Source organism: Psychroserpens sp. AS72, from assembly GCF_038900375.1.
Lineage (GTDB): Bacteria > Bacteroidota > Bacteroidia > Flavobacteriales > Flavobacteriaceae > Psychroserpens.
On the sequence record NZ_JBBMRC010000004.1, the window covers coordinates 168,231 to 187,376 of the forward strand.

17 protein-coding genes are annotated in these 19,146 nt (G+C 31.8%); 2 read left to right on the plus strand and 15 right to left on the minus strand.

What is annotated here, in order from left to right; all coding sequences use genetic code 11:
* Positions 1 to 162: 162 nt before the first annotated feature.
* The 4 genes from WNY78_RS09660 to WNY78_RS09675 form a co-directional block, all read right to left on the minus strand.
* On the minus strand, positions 163 to 837 hold the full coding sequence (locus WNY78_RS09660; RefSeq protein WP_342872990.1) for a hypothetical protein: 675 nt from the start codon (positions 835 to 837) through the stop codon (positions 163 to 165).
* Positions 816 to 1,445, minus strand: coding sequence for a hypothetical protein (locus tag WNY78_RS09665; RefSeq protein WP_342872991.1), 630 nt, complete (start codon positions 1,443 to 1,445; stop codon positions 816 to 818). The genes WNY78_RS09660 and WNY78_RS09665 overlap by 22 nt, the downstream gene beginning before the upstream one ends.
* Before the next feature lie 96 nt (positions 1,446 to 1,541).
* Positions 1,542 to 2,522: a cysteine synthase family protein gene (locus tag WNY78_RS09670; RefSeq protein ID WP_342872992.1), complete on the minus strand. Its 981-nt coding sequence runs from the start codon at positions 2,520 to 2,522 to the stop codon at positions 1,542 to 1,544.
* Between the two features lie 235 nt (positions 2,523 to 2,757).
* Positions 2,758 to 3,996 carry an FtsX-like permease family protein gene (locus tag WNY78_RS09675; RefSeq protein WP_342872993.1) on the minus strand — a complete coding sequence of 413 codons (1,239 nt, stop codon included), beginning with the start codon at positions 3,994 to 3,996 and terminating at the stop codon, positions 2,758 to 2,760.
* A gap of 45 nt (positions 3,997 to 4,041) precedes the next feature.
* Between WNY78_RS09675 and WNY78_RS09680 the strand changes: the two genes are divergently transcribed.
* Entirely contained in the window at positions 4,042 to 5,283 is a 1,242-nt protein-coding gene (locus WNY78_RS09680; RefSeq protein ID WP_342872994.1) for a DUF1343 domain-containing protein, read from the plus strand.
* A gap of 116 nt (positions 5,284 to 5,399) precedes the next feature.
* Here WNY78_RS09680 and WNY78_RS09685 read toward each other — a convergent pair whose 3' ends face one another.
* The 7 genes from WNY78_RS09685 to WNY78_RS09715 form a co-directional block, all read right to left on the minus strand.
* Positions 5,400 to 6,233, minus strand: coding sequence for a hypothetical protein (locus tag WNY78_RS09685; RefSeq protein ID WP_342872995.1), 834 nt, complete (start codon positions 6,231 to 6,233; stop codon positions 5,400 to 5,402).
* 218 nt (positions 6,234 to 6,451) lie between these two features.
* Positions 6,452 to 6,877, minus strand: coding sequence for a hypothetical protein (locus WNY78_RS09690; protein WP_342872996.1), 426 nt, complete (start codon positions 6,875 to 6,877; stop codon positions 6,452 to 6,454).
* 161 nt (positions 6,878 to 7,038) lie between these two features.
* Positions 7,039 to 7,692: a hypothetical protein gene (locus WNY78_RS09695; protein WP_342872997.1), complete on the minus strand. Its 654-nt coding sequence runs from the start codon at positions 7,690 to 7,692 to the stop codon at positions 7,039 to 7,041.
* A gap of 296 nt (positions 7,693 to 7,988) precedes the next feature.
* Entirely contained in the window at positions 7,989 to 8,861 is an 873-nt protein-coding gene (locus WNY78_RS09700) for a glycerophosphodiester phosphodiesterase family protein (protein ID WP_342872998.1), read from the minus strand.
* Positions 8,861 to 9,700 carry a sterol desaturase family protein gene (locus WNY78_RS09705; RefSeq protein WP_342872999.1) on the minus strand — a complete coding sequence of 280 codons (840 nt, stop codon included), beginning with the start codon at positions 9,698 to 9,700 and terminating at the stop codon, positions 8,861 to 8,863. Before WNY78_RS09705 ends, WNY78_RS09700 begins: the two co-directional genes overlap by 1 nt.
* A gap of 5 nt (positions 9,701 to 9,705) precedes the next feature.
* Positions 9,706 to 10,605 (minus strand): hypothetical protein, encoded by a 900-nt coding sequence (locus WNY78_RS09710; RefSeq protein ID WP_342873000.1) that lies wholly within the window; start codon positions 10,603 to 10,605, stop codon positions 9,706 to 9,708.
* Positions 10,606 to 10,612: 7 nt separating this feature from the next.
* Positions 10,613 to 11,107: a YkgJ family cysteine cluster protein gene (locus WNY78_RS09715; RefSeq protein ID WP_342873001.1), complete on the minus strand. Its 495-nt coding sequence runs from the start codon at positions 11,105 to 11,107 to the stop codon at positions 10,613 to 10,615.
* Positions 11,108 to 11,163: 56 nt separating this feature from the next.
* On the opposite strand from WNY78_RS09715, the gene WNY78_RS09720 reads away from it, so the two are divergent.
* A complete protein-coding gene (locus WNY78_RS09720) occupies positions 11,164 to 11,868 on the plus strand; it encodes a class I SAM-dependent methyltransferase (RefSeq protein WP_342873002.1) in 705 nt (234 codons plus the stop codon).
* A 239-nt stretch (positions 11,869 to 12,107) separates the two neighbouring features.
* On the opposite strand, the gene WNY78_RS09725 is transcribed toward WNY78_RS09720, so the two are convergent.
* The 4 genes from WNY78_RS09725 to WNY78_RS09740 form a co-directional block, all read right to left on the minus strand.
* Positions 12,108 to 12,413: a GIY-YIG nuclease family protein gene (locus tag WNY78_RS09725; RefSeq protein WP_342873003.1), complete on the minus strand. Its 306-nt coding sequence runs from the start codon at positions 12,411 to 12,413 to the stop codon at positions 12,108 to 12,110.
* Positions 12,414 to 12,613: 200 nt separating this feature from the next.
* Positions 12,614 to 14,233: an amidohydrolase gene (locus WNY78_RS09730; protein WP_342873004.1), complete on the minus strand. Its 1,620-nt coding sequence runs from the start codon at positions 14,231 to 14,233 to the stop codon at positions 12,614 to 12,616.
* 145 nt (positions 14,234 to 14,378) lie between these two features.
* Positions 14,379 to 17,315: a T9SS type A sorting domain-containing protein gene (locus tag WNY78_RS09735; RefSeq protein ID WP_342873005.1), complete on the minus strand. Its 2,937-nt coding sequence runs from the start codon at positions 17,313 to 17,315 to the stop codon at positions 14,379 to 14,381.
* A gap of 110 nt (positions 17,316 to 17,425) precedes the next feature.
* Complete coding sequence (locus tag WNY78_RS09740) at positions 17,426 to 19,144, minus strand: TonB-dependent receptor (RefSeq protein WP_342873006.1); 1,719 nt, start codon at positions 19,142 to 19,144, stop codon at positions 17,426 to 17,428.
* Positions 19,145 to 19,146: the final 2 nt, after the last annotated feature.

The following is a 19,146-nucleotide window of genomic DNA, read 5'->3' on the forward strand; positions in this document are numbered from 1 at the left end:
TATCCAAAATTAGACGAACACTTCCAAAAAAATCAAAACTTTATTCAACACTTACTTAAATTTATTACACGTCATATCAAGAAGAAATAGCTTACTTAATAGTCAACAAAAAAGAGCAATCTTTTGAAGTGCTCCTTGATTATATTGATTTAAAGTAAAATATTAGAAACAGAATCCGAAATCTTCTTGTACCTCAGAATAATTATTATCATTTACAGATGTTTCGCTTAGTTGACCTTCTGGATCTATTTGTATGTCAAATTCATAATTGCCACAAGCTAGAAACTCAAAGCTATAATGGAATGTCCCATATTGACCAGAAGGAATATTAAAAATCGTTTGTTCTACTTCTCGTTGACCTATAATCTCTCCTGTATCATTAGTTCTTACTCGCACTTCTAAAATAGATTTAACCTCTTCAACATTAGCAAAAGCACATTCCAAACTATTGTCAAAACGACGGTTTACAACTGTTTTATAGTACGTGACTATCTCACCATCCTCTAAATTTGAAAAGTTTGGAGGTGTATCTCTATTCCAAAAGAAGATCACATTCTGATTGATTCCTTGAACATATTTCGTAACAGAAAAAAACTCGTTATACACAAAAACATTATTAAAAACACCTACCGAAGTCCCATTTGGATAAAATTGGTTGCCTATAAAAGTTGGTTGTAATGTTCTTGTAATTTCTATATTAGTTACAGTTTCTGGAAACCATAAGTTTGCATCTTCAAAGCACTCATCACAATCATCATTAAACCAACAACAGCTTTGTAGTAACGTAAAGAATATTACTATACCTATTTTTTTATTTAATAAACACTTACGTTCCATTTGCTTATGTATTTTGGGTTTTTAGATGTCACTTTTTTGGTAGTTGATTGTAGCATGGTTTCAGTAATATGAATTACAGTGTAGGAAGAGAAACTTGTTTTGCTTAATCTCGCACCTAAAGCATTTTCATCATTATTATTAGCCTCATTTCTTTCTGGTACAAGATTGGTGTTATCAATAGAATTATCTATGATATAGAAGCCAGCAGTCTGAAAAGCAATTTCGCTCACTACTTGATAGTTATCATTCGCGTTTGTTGTTTGGTTAACATTAGCTGTTTGGGATTCTACAACAACTGGATTAGTGAAATTTTCATCTTCACTATAAATTAGTTGCAATCTATCCATATGATTTCCTGCGCTCGTTACTTCTTCTGGGCATTCAAAATTGGTAGCAAGATTAACAATGGTATGAATAATATCATACGCAACAGATCCTTCTTCTTCATTTTGAACAATTATACTTTCAAAATCATCTAATAATAAATCTGCTAATTCTGCTCCTTGCTGGATATCTTCGCATGGCGGACAATCTGTCTTAAATAAAGAACAACAACTTTGTAAAAAAAATGCTGAAATGAGTAAAACGATAAGTTTTAATGTTTTCATAATAATAGTGTTTGATTATGATACAATTTTAGGTTATATATTGTCAAAAAAAAATACCCTATAAAGGGTATTTTAACACTATTACTATATGAATATCTACTCGATGTAACCCATCTCACGCATCCAATCATTATTAAACATTTTACCTACGTAACGACTTCCATGATCATGAAATAACACAACAACGACGTCATCTTTTGTAAAATGTTCTTTTAATTGTAATAACCCTTTTATAGCTGCTCCTGCACTATTACCTAAAAACATACCTTCTTCTAAAGCTAGTTTTTGTGTGTAAATTGCTGCGTCTTTATCGGTTACTTTTGTAAAACCATCAATGATAGAAAAATCTACATTTTTTGGTAGTATATCTTCTCCAATACCTTCTGTCACGTAAGGATAGATTTCTTTTTCATCAAAAATTCCGGTTTCATGGTATTTTTTAAACACACTACCATATGTATCAATTCCCCAAACTTTTATATCTGGATTTTGTTCTTTTAGATATTTACCAACACCAGAAATTGTTCCACCAGTACCAACACCTACTACAAAATGGGTGATCTTACCATCGGTTTGTTTCCAAATTTCTGGACCTGTGCTTTCATAATGTGCTTTGGCATTACTTGGGTTATCATATTGGTTGACATACCAAGAATTTGGTGTTTCTTCTCCTAAACGTTTAGAAACAGAATAGTAAGACCTTGGATCTGTTGGTTCAACATCTGTTGGACAAACAACAACTTCTGCTCCATGCGCTCTTAATACATCTGTTTTTTCTTTTGATTGCTTATCGCTAATCACAAAAATACATTTATACCCTTTTACTATAGCTGCTAAAGCCAGTCCCATACCAGTGTTTCCAGACGTTCCTTCAATGATTGTTCCACCTGGTTTTAATCGACCGTCTGCTTCTGCATCCTCAATCATCTTTAAAGCCATACGGTCTTTTGTTGAGTTTCCTGGATTGAAGGTTTCGTATTTTGAAAGCACCAGACAAGGTAAGTCTGCTGTTAATTTATTTAGTTTCACTAAAGGTGTATTACCAATAGTTTCTAGAATATTTTTTGCGTATTGCATAGTCATTATTTTACGTTGCAAAAGTAATTAAAACTTGAGATTTAATATTATTTTCTTCGGAAATATTAGCACTTCAAGACATAGCTCTAAAATTCATATAACTTTACTTCAAGTAGAGTTGGTTCGCGTTAAGGATGGAAGTGGCATCCTTTTTTGAGGTACGATAAAAAGATATAACGGACAGCCTGACGCTTTATCACCACAAAGTGATAAAGGGTAACGTCCTAATTAAAAACTACTCAAATCTAATCGCCTTAACTGGAGAAATTTTAGAGATTATAATGGACGGAATTAGTAACATCAAAAAACACGCGATAAACGTCCCAATATTGAGAAGTATGATATAATCCAAACCAATATGCACAGGAATCACAGAGACATAATATTGCTCAGGATCTGGGAATTTTAGGAGTTCAAATTGTTGCTGAGCAAATAACAAACCTAAGCCAATAATGTTTCCCCAAAGCAAGCCCAAACCAATTAAATAGGTTGCGTTATATAAAAACACTTTTCTAATACTCCAATTACTACTGCCTAATGCTTTTAAAATTCCAATCATTTGGGTACGTTCTAAAATGAGGACTAATAAAGCTGTAATCATGTTTATTCCTGCGACAATAATCATTATGGCGATTATTCCGTAGGTATTATTATCAAATATTTTAATCCATTCAAAGGTTGTGTAAAATTTCTCTTCTATGGTTTGTGTGTCTAAATGTGATGGTGTTTGGTCTCTTATTTGTTGCTCTTTCTCTAAAAGCTGGATAAAATCTTCGAGATAGACCTCAAAGTTTCCAACTTCGGTTTTTTCCCATTTGTTCATGCGTTGAATGTGACTCAAATCACCTATCATGAAGTTTTTGTCAATATCTTGAAATCCGGAGTTGAAAATCCCAACAACTTTAAATTTCCGTTGAAAAGGAATGTCATCGATACTCTCTTTCCCAAACATAGTTTCAAATGTATCACCAACTTTGAATTGTAATCTATTAGCAAGATAGCTTGAAATCACAACGTCGTTACTGAGTTTCCCTTCGTACAAAGGCAACTCACCTTCTACTAAAAAATCTTCTAAATATGTCCAATCATAATCATTACCTACACCTTTGAGAACAATGCCTTCAAAATCGGTTTCGGTTCTAATGATGCCGAATTTGGTTGCAACACCTTGAATATGTTTAATCCCTTCTACGGAATTAAATTGCGGATAAAACTCTTGATCTATAGAAATTGGTACGATAGATTCATTAGACTCATTGGTGTCATAATTATTTATCGTGATGTGTCCATTAAACGCAACAACTTTTTCTCGCACCTTTTTTTGAAGTCCTAAACCAGTAGCAATAGCAATAAGCATCACGACTATACCAATAGCAATTGCAGCAATACCAATTTTTATTATTGGTGCCGAAACACTACTTTTATACGCTTTACTACCAATAATGCGTTTAGCTATAAAAAACTCGTAATTCAAAATTATTATATGCGTTTATCGAAATTCAAAAATAGGGTTTTCCCAATGATTATTATGTTTGTTTTGGTGTTGATTTCTTGTGGAAACGATTCAAAGTCTAAAATTCAAAATTCAAGATTAGTAGTTGCTGATAATGAAAAGCAATCGCAAGAAGAAAATCAAATTATTGTTGCAGCGAATCGAACGGATGCTTATCTACCTTTATTAAAAGGAAAACGTGTTGGGATTGTTGCAAATCAGACAAGTGTGGTTTATAAAGAAATTGGTTCGTCACAAGCTTCTCGTAATGACAATTATACTCATATTGTTGATAGTTTACTACAACGAAATATCAACATCATAAAAGTTTTCGCTCCTGAACATGGGTTTAGAGGTAAAGCTGATGCTGGTGAATTATTAAAAGATGGTGTTGACACCAAAACTAACATACCAATTGTATCTATCTACGGAAAAAACAAAAAACCATATCCTGAACAATTAGCAGATTTAGATGTTGTTGTTTTTGATATACAAGATGTTGGAGCACGTTTTTATACTTATATATCTAGTTTGCATTATGTCATGGAAGCTTGCGCAGAAGCTAATATTCCTATTATTATTTTAGATAGACCTAATCCAAATGGGAATTATATTGATGGTCCTATTTTAGAACCAGAACACAAAGGTTTTGTAGGGATGCATCCCATACCTGTTGTTCATGGGATGACGATTGGAGAATATGGAAAAATGATTAATGGTGAAGACTGGTTGGAGAATAAAGCTAAATGTGATCTTACTATTATTGAGATGCAGAATTATACACATGATAAAACATACAATTTACCTATAAAACCATCGCCTAATTTACCCAACGACAAATCAATTAACCTCTATCCAAGCCTATGCTTTTTTGAAGGCACAAATGTGAATGCTGGTCGTGGTACTTCTAAACAGTTTCAGATTTATGGTAGTCCGTATTTGGATAAAACGGTTTATAGTTTTAAATATATCCCAATGCCAAATGAAGGTTCTAAACACCCAAAACATGATGGTGTGTTGTGTTATGGTGAGGATTTAAGTGAGCACAAAAATCTTAATCAAATCGATTTGAGTTATTTGATTAATGCTTATAAAAACTCTATTGACAAAACCGTGTTTTTTAATGATTACTTTACTAAGCTTGCTGGTACAAAGGCTCTGCGAATGCAAATTGAATCTGGTGTTTCTGAGAAAGAGATTAAAGATACTTGGGCTGATGGGTTGAAGCGTTATAAACAAACAAGGGCAAAATATTTGATTTATAACTGAGTAAAAATCTAAAGTATTTCTGTTATTGAATATTAATTTCAAAGGATCTAAAAATAAAAAAAAACACTACCCAAGTCGAGTAGTGTTTTTTCTTTGTAATATTTAATTTTTTTAGCTTAAAGAATATCAGCAGAAACTTTTCCGTTTAAAACGGTTCCATCTCTTAAAACAGTATTACAGAAAATTAAAGTTATGATCACTCCATCATTTTCAACAAATAGCTCTGTTTCTGGAGTTGATCGACTTCCAATTAAAACTTGATTCGTAGACCTTACCAGTTCTCTTTGAATGTAACTGATATCAAACTCATAATCTTCTCCAAAATACTGACCTGTGATTGGATAACCATTATCAATTTCATTAAAATTAATTTCATATATATCTGGCCAATTACCAAATCTAAATCCGACATTACCGTCTACACAACATTGAGGATCTATAACTTCTACATTAGCATTTTTCCAAACACCATCAATACTATAATAGTTATTTTGTGTGTAACTACAAGAGATTTCAGAAGTTGTAAATTCTTCCCAATCCATTTTTTCACTATCACCATTTCTTGTATATGCAGTGTAATAATAGGTTGTACTAGGTTGTAACCCATCAATAGCATAATCGAAATAATAAAAACCATTATAGTAATCTACTTCGCCTTCAAGTTCAAATACTTGGTCATTACTTGGATCATTCTGGTCTCCAGCTCTAAATATAAAACCTCTTTTAAAAGAATCTGACTCAGGAAAAGCAAAATTAGAATGATCAATAAAACCGTTTAATGATACTGAGTTTTGAGATGTATAAGTTACATAAGACCTCACTAAAGGAGCATCATATATTTGCGTGCCTTGTGGGTCATCGTCACCGTTATCTCCATCGTTTGCCGAGTCACTATCACTACAAGCATTAAAAACGCACATTACAAATATAAAGGCTAATAATTTTTTCATTCTATCTAGTTTAATTGTTAAGTGACAAACATACATATTTTAGACAAACTTCATGTTTTTTAAACAATCATCATCAAATTATTTTCAACTTGATTGATGGCACGTCTTATATACATTGGACTAAAAAAATTTGAGAATGTGAGAAAAAGACAAAAAAAGTTTATCTAATATTTTTGCATTAGTTAAACTATTGATGGATGACATTGACAAATTACATGCTACTCTCTCTCATTTTTAAGTAACCGAGCTTTAGCTTTTTTTTTCATAGGTTTCTTGTCATTCATAGCCAATAACATCTCGTCATCTTCAAATAATATAACTTTAAAAACAATTCTCAATCTACCTTGAACAGCAACAAAAACATGTTTTCCTTTAGTTAAATTAGTTAAAGGGATTTCAATAGACTTTTCTCCAATATTCAAGTCAATTTCGCGTTCGCTTTGTTCACTTACCGAATATAGTTTATGAATTACAAATTCACTTTTAAGTATTAAAGTATCTTTAGTTGTATTGAGTGTTTGGATTAAACCTTTGGCTCTAACGTTGACATTTTTCTCAAGTTTAGCAAAGTCGTTTTGTGCTTGTGTAGTAGTGTTTAATGAAGATATTAAACTAAAAAAAATTACAAAAAATAATGGTCTCATGTCCTAACGTTGGTTAACGTCAACAATAATGAACTAATAGCTTTTTTATAATCCCGAACCTTAAAGCTAATTTCTTTTTTGGTTATAGGGCAAAAAAATCCATGAACGGTAAATTAAACCGAAGTATAGTTCGTTCGAGTTGATTTGGGTTAAGAAGTCAATTAATCGACGTACGGTTTTCCGTTAGGTCTCAAATTTGTTCGTCTATATTCTGCTCTTGTTTGAACTTTTGAGCGATCTTTTTCAGAAAGATTATAACTCATATTCACTTTTTCTTCAAAAGCTTCATACTCTTTATCAGTGTTTTTATTAGCTACACTTGCAGCAGCACTATCCATTTCTGAATCAAAATCTGTAGTGATACTTGCAATATCATCGTCTTCTAAGACCACATCTGCAAGAGCTGCAACTGCCATATCAGATTCTAATGGAGACACATAATCAAAGGGCAACAATCTATCTACTTGAAATACGATAATCTTATCTGCTTGATAAAACATCACTGTATATTTACCTAGAGGTAATTCTTCTAATGTAATTTTAGCACTTTTAACTGCAGGTTTAAAGTCAAAAACTTTTTCTGTAGTTTTACTAATAAAGCGAACTTTCTTAAATAAATATTTGCTTTCTAAAAGTAAAGAATCCTGATTTTCTGAAAGATTATGATCGAGTTCATAAGCTAACGGATTGATGTTCTTTCTAATGGAAGTGAATATTTCTTCTTGAGCAAAAGCATTGCTATTACTCATAAGTAGAAAAATCACTATTACGCATAGGCGAGTTATTGGCACGCCAAGGATAGTTAACTTGTTCATGATTGGGGTCATTTAAAGATTAAACTAAAAATACTTCCAACCTCGTTTTGAGGGTATGGATTAATTTATGTTATGTACTTAAATTGACTTTTAGTTTTAAGCGGAAAATCAACATCTGTACACTACAAAGTTAAAGGCAACTTCGATGCCATATTAATATCTTAGATGTACTATTGAAAAGTAACGATGAATGGAATACTCTTACATAAAAAATAGACCAATAACACATTTAGCAGAAATTTTATTGAAAAACAACCTGCCTAAGTCGCTTAAAATGAACACTTAAACGATGTGAATTAATTTTTTAAGTTTTTTACTTGGATAACTTTATCTGGAAAGTCTGAGATTATACCATCAACTTTAATGTCAAACATAAGGTTGATATCTCCAATTTCATTTACGGTCCATGGAATGATTTTGAATCCGTCGTTTTGAAGTTGTAAAACACTTTTTTGATCAAGGAGTTTAAAATACGGACTAATAATCTCTGGTTTGAAAGAAAGTGTTGTAAGTTTAGTATCGATAATCTCATTTTCATCAACAAGTAATGCGATACTAAGCTCTGGATTTTGCAGTTTGGTTTCTTCTAAAGCTCTTACGTCAAAAGATTGAATAATCACTCTATTGCTTATCCCTTTAGCTTCTACAACATTGAGAACTAATTGAACAAATTCTTGAATTTTTGGTGTGTAGATACCATCATATTCTGGCATGCTCTTGATTTCAATATTATAAAATATGGTATTATTAGACTCACGTTCAGCTAAATCAATAACTTCTGTGAATAGTGGTTTATAAACTTTTTCTTTCTTCTGAAATGGGAATCTTGGATGTTTTTTGCTTCCGCAGTCATATAATTTAATACTATCATATGTCATTTGGTATAAATTGAATGAGGTTTCTAATTTTGGAGTTATCTCATTTCCGAAGCGATCTAAAGCAATCTCATGATTCATAAATGGCTCATGAGACACGACAACTTTATGATCTTTTGAAATAACTAAATCCATCTCTAAAGTGTGTACCTTTAGGTCTAATGCTTTTTTAAATGCTGGTATAGAATTTTCGGGATACAAGCCTCTACAACCTCTATGACCTTGAATATCCATTGATTTTTGAGAGTTACAGTTATACAATAAAACAAAACTAAATATCCAGAAATAACGCATTAATCTTGTGGTTTTATGGTTGTTGGTTTTCGGTATTTATGAAACGGCTGCTTGAGAAGTTCACCTATTTTACCATTAGCTTCTTCATCTGGAAATGTATCTACACCATATACAATGGTTTCTCTATCCAAGGTCATAAACGTACCAAAAAGACGATCCCATATTGAGAAGATGTTTCCGTAGTTAGAATCGGTATAAGGCAACATATAATGATGATGAACTTTGTGCATATCTGGAGATACCAAAATATAACTTAAGGCTTTATCTACTTTTTTAGGTAACTTAATATTTGCATGCGTAAACTGAGTTGCTACTAATGAAAGTGATTGATATAAAAATACGATAGCAATTGGTGTACCAACAATAAAAACGCCAAATAAGGTAAATGCAAAACGAATAATACTCTCTAATGGATGATGTCTATTTGCTGTTGTTGTATCAACGTTATGATCTGAATGATGTACCAAGTGCACCATCCACAATGGTTTTACTTTATGTTCTACATAGTGCGCTAAATAGGCTCCAAAAAAGTCTAGCAACAAAACACCAAGAAATACATAAGCCCAAAGTGGTAAATTTGGAATCCAATTAATGATGCCAAAATTATTGATGCTCACCCAATCTGATGTTGCGACAAGTGTAAATGCTAAAGTGAAATTTACAATGATAGTCGTGAGTGTAAAAAACAAATTAGGAGCTGCATGCTTCCATTTTTTATATTTAAAATTAAATAATGGCAATGTTCCTTCTAATAACCAGAATAGTGTGAGTCCTCCAACCAAAATTAAACTTCTATGAAGCGTAGGTATCGTTTCAAAATAATTAATTATGGTTTCCATGAAACTTATTCATTTGAGATTATTATCTGATTGGCTTTTTTCAAATTTACTAAAGAAAGTTTATTTCGCCACTCACTTGCGCTTTTTTCATCATTTAATAAAAGATGAGCTGTAAAATATAAAAAAGCAATTTCAGCCTCATTAGCATTAAGAATGTTAGAATCTAAGCGTTTTAATTGTCTTAAAACTTTTCTAGGTTTATTGAGAACTAATTGTTGCTTAATTTTTTGAAGATTGATTTTTTGCAAGTATAACTCAGATTTCTCAATAGCACCTTGATCTAAAAAGACTTGCGCTTCATTAAAATAAATATCAGACAATGCTATCATTTCTGGTCTCACTTTAGGAAGCACAAAGGAGGCCATATCAACATAACCTGCTGCTAACCTAAATGTAGAATAGAAATTTTTATTCTCTCTATAAGCCAATAACTCGCCTTTTATCAAAGATGTATTTAGGGCATATTTTAAAATAAAATCTGTAATATTTAAATAATTATCGCTAGCATCAATCTCCACATTTAAAATATTACCATTAACATCTAAAATTTTAATAGTATCATCATTAAAGGCATTGATATAATCTGTACTTCTATGGTCTCTGATCTCATCAAATAATTCGGTATAATTTGATTCACTAACTACAACAGGAATAAAATATTCCCAAATCAAATTAGTGACATATTCATTAGTAAGCATATCTTCAATAAATATTTTTTTACCATTTTCTCCATTAACAATAACTGGCAATGGCATCAAAGTAGACTCTTCCCACATCATCAAAATCATCTTGTCTTGTATAGTCGCCAAGTCTTTGGCTGCATCTAAAGAGGAGTTCCATTCTCTAATTTGAGAATTACTAGATATTGAAACAAAGCATAATAGTACTAGAATAAGTTTTTTCATAACAACCTTAAAGTTTTATATTTTTTTTCATGGCTTCAACTATATTATAAGCAGCAGGACAAATGGCTACATTTTTTAAAGTCAGGTTTGAGATTTGTTGAAATTTCTTCCTATCTGTATGCGGAAATTCTCTGCATGCCTTTGGTCTTACGTCATAAATAGAGCAGTAATTATCTGCACCCAAAAACGTACAAGGTACAGATTGCAACACATAATCATTCTCATCATCCAAGTGCAAATACGTATCAATAAATTGCTGTTGCTTCATCTTAAAAGACTTGGCAATTCGCTCAATATCTTTTGGTGTAAATAAAGGTCCTGTTGTTTTACAGCAGTTGGCACACTCTAAACAATCTGTGCGTTCAAATTCTTCTTCATGCAGTTCCTGCATGATATAGTCTAACTGTTTTGGCGGCTTTTTTTTAAGCTTCGTAAAGAAGGTTTTATTTTCCTTATGCTTATCTTTGGCGAGCTTAGGAAGATTATTTATGAAGTCTTGCATGGTGTAAAAATACTACTTTTATAAGATGCTTAAACAAATTCAGTATAACAAAAAATATGAATAAAGACCTTTTTGGCAAAGCCTTACAAGATTATTTCAACAATAATTATACCGAAGACCTTATTACCTCAACTAATATCTCTGGTGAAGATGAGTTACCTCTTCCCTATCTTTTTAGAAGTTATTCGGAAATGCCCAAACTAGAACAAAAGGCTTTACAATTAGCAAAAGGGACCGTTTTAGATGTTGGTTGTGGCTCCGGAAGTCATAGTCTTTATCTACAAGAAAAAGGTTTCAAAGTGAAAGCGATTGATATTTCTGAAGGTGCTGTAAAAGTAGCAAAGCAAAGAGGTGTTAAACATGTTGAGCAAAAAGACATCCTAAAAGAAACCGAAACGTTTGATACGATCCTTCTATTAATGAATGGCACAGGTATTTTCCAAGAGGTATCTCTAGTGTCTGCATATCTCAATCATTTAAAATCACTTTTAAATCCTGGAGGTCAAATCTTAATCGATTCTTCAGATATTAAATATATGTATGAAGATGATGATGGCGGACTTTGGATAGACACCAACGCTAATTATTATGGAGAATTAGATTATTTCTTGAGTTATAAAGGTGAAGAGGAAGAAAAAATGAAGTGGTTGTATCTGGATTTTGAGCGTTTACAATTGGCTTGCGAAGGTGTTGGCTTACAATGTGAGAAAGTGTTGGATGGAGAACATTTTGATTTTTTGGTGCGGATTAGTTTAAAATAGTAGAATTAAAGATTCTTCGCTATGCTCTGAATGACATATCGCTTTTTAACAATGACTTATTTAAAATTGAATTCTACATTGTCATTCAGAAGGAGGAACGACTGAAGAATCTAATATGGTATTAACTTATTAATTAAAGATTCTTCGCTATGCTCTGAATGACATATCGCAATCTTAATTACAAATTTAGAATTGAAGTTCACGTTGTCATTCAGAAGGAGGAACGACTGAAGAATCTTTTATATAGTATCGTTTAAAAAAGCCCACTCTGAATTAAAATTCATAATTAAGTCTTCTTTTTTCAATCGACTAAATCCTTTTATTTGTTTTTCTCTTTTGATTGCTACATCAATTTCAAAAAAATGCTCATAGTAAACTAAAAAATAACATTTGTATTTAGTAGTAAATGCTATTGAAAATGGCAATGGGTTTTTGTGAGAATATAATCTTTCTTTTAAATTATTAGTGACACCAGTATATAACACAGTCTTGTTTTTATTTGTTAGAATATAGACATAATAGTTATGCGAACCTTTAGTTTTCATAGTTTGAAATTAAGTAAAACTAATTAAAGATTCTTCGCTATGCTCTGAATGACATATCGCAATCTTAATTACAAATTTAGAATTGAAGTTCACGTTGTCATTCAGAAGGAGGTACAACTGAAGAATCTAATATGCATTATCTCACTTTAATTAAAGATTCTTCGCTGCGCTCTGAATGACATATCGCATGATAAAAATCATTATTGTGCTTCACCTCCAACAAACGTCTGCTCCACAATAATCTTAGGAATTTCATTTTGATCAACAGTCATAATATCCTGATCCAAAATAATAAAATCTGCAAATTTACCAGATTCTATACTTCCTTTTTCGTTTTCTTCAAAATTAGAATAGGCTGCCCAAATAGTCATTCCTTTTAAGGTTTCTTCACGAGACAATCCGTTTTCTTTCTGAAATCCGCCTTCAGGAAACTGCTCTAAATCTTGTCTTGCTACAGCTGCATAAAAGGTTAGAAACGGACTCACTTGTTCCACAGGAAAATCTGTCCCTAAAGCTACTTTTCCGTAGGCATTTAACAATTGTTTGTAAGCGTAAGCACCTTTAACGCGCTCACTTCCTAAACGATCTTCTGCCCAATACATATCACTAGTTGCATGTGTTGGTTGAATTGATGGCATGACATTTTTATACAAATCAAAATCTTCTGGAGAAACCACTTGCGCATGCTCTACTCGCCATCTTCTATCGTTTTTTCCGCTTAAAACCTTGTTATACGTTTGTAATACTGCATGATTGGCAGAATCTCCAATAGCATGGGTATTCATTTGGTATTCAGAATTTGCAATTTTTTGCGCTTGCTGATTAAAGGTTTCCAAATCTGTAACTAATAATCCAAAATGATTGGCTTTATCACTGTATGGCTCACGCAACAAAGCACCTCTAGAACCCAAGGCACCATCTGCATAAAACTTAAATGAACGCACGTTTAATCTGTCGGTTTTAATAATGCCTTTGTTTAAGTAATAATCAACATTTTCTTCAGTTCCAGAAGCCATTGCATACACTCTCATTTTTAAATCTCCAGTCGTATGTAGACTATCTATAATTTCAATAGCATACTGATCTAGCCCAGCGTCATCAACAGTTGTTAAACCTAAATCAAAACAGAGGTCTTGAGCAACTAATAAAGCGTTTGCAAAATCTTCTCTTGTATAACCTACTGGCCAATGTTTCCACACCAAATCTACGGCATTATCAATTAAAACTCCCGTAAGTTCTCCATTTTCAATTACGACTTCTCCTCCATCAAATTTACTATTAATAGTGATACCTCCAAGATCTAAAGCGGCTTGATTACATAAAGTAGCGTGACCATCTATACGTATTAATGCTACAGGTGTTTTAGGAAATAATTTATCTAATAATTTTTTATTCGGGAACGTTTTCTCTTCCCAATCATTTTGATCCCAACCTCTTCCTACAATATAGTCTTGTTGTTTTTCATTTTGAAAATCTGACACACGTTTTACGACGTCTACAAAACTTTTGGTTCCAACCAAATCGACATCTAGTTGGTCTAAACCTAATCCTAAAAAGTGACAATGAGCATCTATAAATCCTGGTACGATTGTTTTTCCGTTGGCATCAATGATATTATCTGACGCATATTTTGCTTTTATAGCTTCGGAAGTTCCTACTTCTATAAACTTACCATCTTTTATGGCGAATGCTTCTGCTTTTCCGAAGTCATCATTAACCGTGTAGATATTAGCATTGAATACAATAGAATCTGCTTGTTGCTTTTCTTTGGAGCACGAGAAGATTGAAAATAATACGATGAGGATGGATAGTTTTTTCATTGGTTATGAAAGCGTTTTAAAATACCTACAAGGTTTTAGAAACCTTGCAGGATATTAGTTATATTTTAGTTCAGTTTAGTAAAAATACAAAAAGCATTCAATCTACTCAATGAGATTAAATGCTCTTATAATTATTAATGTTTTTTTAGTTTTTAATAATCCGTTTATTAATCACACCTTTATTGGTTTCAATTTCTAATATATACATTCCAGAAGCAAAGTTACGGATATCTAAATATGAATTTGAACCTTCTACAGTCATCAACAATTCACCTTTTAAACTATATATCGCGATTGATATAATATTCAAACTATTATTAGTTTTTATTGATACAATTCCTGTAGTTGGATTAGGATATAGCTTGACATTATTACTCTCAGAAATAGTTTCTTCTAAAGATAGTGCATCTACAACTTCAGTTGAAACTTGATTAGTAATTATAGGTGCGTTAAAATCAAAATAAATTGAAGCATCTCCCAAAATAACATCTCCAACACTAATAAATTGTGCATGAGGTTTTATTTTAAATGCGACAAAACCATTACTTCCTGCGTCATCATCTTGTTGAGCTGGTAACAATATATTTTCAAAGTTAAACTCAACTTTATTTCCGTTTACAATTCTTGTTGTATAATTGTGACTAGCTGTAATTGGTTGAAATGTACTTACATCTAGAAAATAAAATAACTCATCAAGTATGATAACGTTAATTGCACTTGCCGTACCAGTATTTTGAAATCGTACAACGTAATGCAAATAATCATCTACTTGGTCAACAGTAATTTCATTACCTTCTAAAACAGTTTTATCATTCGGATCGAAAGAATTCACTACAATTTGAGCTAATTGAAATTGATTATCATCAGGTTGATTATCAACTTCTGGTGTTGTAACCATAGCTGTGAAATTCAAAATATCATCACCATTGACAGTTGGTGGTGTAAACGTATTCATCTCAATATCTATTTCTCTTATTTCAAAAGGTAAAATATTAGCAAAATTAAATGTCAGTAAGTTAGAAGTTGAGGCATCTTCTGAAGGTGTTGAATTTAAAAAGGTTTGCATTGTATCATCAAACTGAAAATTTAAATTTCCAGATAATGTAGTACTACCAACATTTTCATAAACAATCTTATAACTAGCATCAAAACCAGGTCGAGCTTCAGAAACTGGGATAATAACGACATTTAAATCATTGATTATGGAATTATCAGTAACACAGAAATCTAGAGTCTCTATGTTATTAAAATCTAAAAATTCTGTCATCTCATCATTTGGCAAGTAATCAAAAAAGTCTGGTACTTCTAATTGAGTAGAATAAACACCATCAGCCACTAAAGATTTATAGTAACCATCCTCGTTTGAGAATACTGTAATAAAATAATCATCTGTAGAAGAGTTCACCCTTTTAGAAACTAACTTAATGTCATCAGGATCACAACCATCATCATCTGAATCAAAAGCAATAGTTCCTTCGATAGTGTTTCGAGATGTAAGAATGGAACAATCATCAACAAAAACTGGGTTAGAGTTAGTCAATTGTGTAAAATTATTTTCGGCATATACAATATCATCAACACAAACTACTTCAAGATTAGGACAAGAGTTACAATTAGGATTATATAATAGATTATTGGAACCATTTTTTAAATTCAAATGTCTCAAGAAATAACTATTTGTGATGTATACAAGCTCCAAATTACTATTATTACTGAGATCTAAATCGGCTAACAAACTATTTGTTAAGTTTAATTGGGTTAATTCTGTGTTTGCTGTAAGGTCTAACGTTTGAATTGAACTCGATATACTCAATTTTTCAATTAAGTTATTCTGAGTTAAATCAAAACTGGTTAAATTATTCATTCCAATTCTCAATTCTAACAATTGTGTATTATTGGTTACATCCAAATCTGAAATAGATGATTGATTAGCTACGATATAATCAAGCAGTACATTTTGACTTAAATCTAATTCAGTAATCTGATTGTTAGAAATTGACAAATATGTTAGGCTGGTGTTTTGGGTTAAATCAAGCTCATTAACGTTAGTGTCATTTATTGACAATTGTATTAAGCTATTATTCTGTGTTAAATCAAGCTCGCTAATATTAGTATCATTTGCAAACAAATAATTTAGATTTATTTTGTTACTTACATCTATATTGGAAATCTCATTACTAGAAACATCTATACGTTCAAGTGGATTTGATCCAAAATCGATTTCTGTAATTTGATTATTTCGAGCTACAAATCTTTTGATTTGAATATTTTGAGTCAAATCTATATTGGATATCAGATTATCTGATATTACTAATTCTTCTAGTAATGGAACGACATCTATATTCAAACTACTCAATTCATTATTCTCCGCTCGAAGCAGTTTTAACTTGGGAAAAAGTGATAAGTCTATAGCACTAATAGAGTTATTTGCCATATTTATTCCCGTAGCATTTATAAAATATTCTAGTCCTGTTAAGTCTTGAATATTTGAATATGCAATATCAATAGTATTAGTCTCCAACATTGCTTCTACTATTTGGACACCAGGATTACTTGTACTTATATTATAATTAGATAAAGCAAATGCTAAGCTATTATCAGGAAAATTAATTGTATAATCATAACCAACATTGAAAGATATATCTACTAGATCATTTATAGGTAGATCACCCTGTTTTACAACAACATAATAGGTATTACCAGCAGTTAAAGCAAATTGAGCATAATAATTGCCATAATCTGAACATCCTAATCCTGGCAAATTTGATAGTTGCGTATGATTTGTTGCGTTTGGTACACTAGAAACAAAAAAAGCAATTTCATAATCATTATCATCTGAATCCAATATAGCCGAAGCTAGAACAATATCTTCTGTAGGTTGATATTTATAGAATATTTTTCTGTTATTGTAAAGACAGAAAAGACTGCCACCACTAGTAGCATCAAGTAAATTAACCTGTTCATCTAAAAACGGGAAATCACTAAGAACAGTTGCATTCTCAATTAAATCATTAGATGGCACTTGGCAAAAACATATTGATGTAATCAAAGAGAATAATAAAATCACATAATTTTTCCTCATAATCTATTGTTTATAATTTCATACAAGTTTACAAAATATAAACAATAGGTTAGGGTTTAAAATTATTAATTCATCCTCCTATTAAATAAAACAGTTTTTGAGTTGATCTATCAAAAATCAAACTGATACGTAGCTCCAGCTAAAAACTGTATGCCTTGAACTTGATAATTCAACCAGCGATTATAATCTTGATTTGCTATATTATTTACTTTTGCAAATGCAGATAATTGATCTGTGATTTTGTAACCTACATGCGCATTGGCATCAAAATAACTATCTAATGTTATTGTTGAAACAACTGGCAAACTCAACGTGCCAACTCCTGTTATAAATTGATCTTTACGTTCTCCAACAAAGAATAAATTAGCACCTGCGAACCAATGCTCGTCAATCTGAATATCTAAAAAGGCAGACGCTTCAATATCCGGAAGGTTCCATGCTTCGGCTTCGTTATCTGAACTATATGCAAAATAATCTGCTTTTAATCCGAGTTTAAAATTTCGGTTGACATCAACATTTAATTCTCCACCAATTGCGAAAGTTTTAACATCATCGTAAGCAATTCCGAAGGAATTACCGAATTGATAATTCTCGCGATCAATACCAGAATCTGGATTAGATTTAAACAATGCTCTATTATTATCTGCAAAATAACGACCATTAATATTGTAGCTCATGCTATTAGACAACTTCCCTTTGATTCCCAATGTTGCGTTATAGGCTTGATCTGTTGGAGCGATAAATAATGTTGGCGATACGAATGGATTCTCTTGAGCAAAATCGTAATATGAATTCTGATTTAAACCACCTTCTATACTTCCGTAGGCAATTAATAATTCATCTACCAAACGGTAACTCGCTGTAATATTAGGATAGATAAAGAATTTCCCATCACTTGCTTCAGTATCGTTAAAATAAACAAGATTAACACCTAAATTAACGGTTAAATCATCTTGTTTCATTTGGTAGCTTGGTGCAAGACCGAAAATTACATTACTATAATTTAATTCTTCGTCGACAAAATAGTTCCTATCAAATGAGCCTCCTAAATAATCAATAGTCACTTCTGAATTAATAACTTCATCTGCTACTGGCACATCGAAACCAGTTTTTAAAGTAAAGCGGTTTTCTCCAGAATCTTGATCATCACCAAAACGTCTAAACAACACACTTCCTTTTTTAAATATAGCATCATCAAACTTGATGTTTCCGCCAATATTTGCAGTATAAAAAGAATGCCCTACATCAAAAATATCTACGTCTTGGTTTGGTAAACCATACCAATTGAAACGTTGTAATTGGAAGCCTCCTTCTACTTTCCAAGAGTAATCTCTAAGTTTTTGGCTGTAATGCGCATTAAGGCCAGTTTCAGAAAAATTGTTATCAAAATTCACACCTTCAAGATCTCCAGCAGAGGAATGATGACTAAAATATCCACCAACACGTTCTGTTCTACTAATGGCATGATTAAGATAGACTTCTCCTAATATTGTAGTGTATGTTCCTACGCCTAAAGATGCGTAATTATCATATAATTTTAAAGCCTTTTCTTTATCTACAGTTGCTGCTTTTCCTTTTGCTGGTGTAAAGGTTGATGCTACAGGAATTGAAAAAATGTTATACTTAATTTCCTTTTTCTTGATGGTTGTAGAATCGTTTAAAGATGGCAATTCCTTGATTTTAAATGCATCACTAATCGTAGGTGTGTATGGTTTTACAACATTTACAGTTCCGCCATCAATACTATCATTTTCACGTTCTTGAGCGAAGGTGATTGCAACATTTAAAGTTAATAGTGCTAGGATTATATATTTAAGATTGTTTTTCATTT